At 66.0% G+C, this 244-nt stretch carries 1 pseudogene; it reads left to right on the top strand.

The features are described 5' to 3' along the window. Positions 1-244, top strand: a pseudogene (locus tag ACZ2IA_RS23220) (glutamine--tRNA ligase); the annotation flags it as partial.

The following is a 244-nucleotide window of genomic DNA, read 5'->3' on the forward strand; positions in this document are numbered from 1 at the left end:
GGAACATCACCTGCGTCCGAGCGACGCAGGTTCCGGGCACGCTGGGCGCCGATCCGGCCGACGGCATCAAGGCCAAGGGCGTGATTCACTGGGTCTGCGCCAAAGAGGCGCGTCCGGCAACCGTGCGCCTGTACGATCGCCTGTTCAGCTGCCCGCAGCCCGGCGCGGAAAGCGATGATTTCATCGACGACCTGAACCCCGATTCGCTGCAAACCATTCAGGCCTGGGTCGAACCCTCGCTGGC

The organism is Crenobacter sp. CS_VA4, from assembly GCF_055597485.1.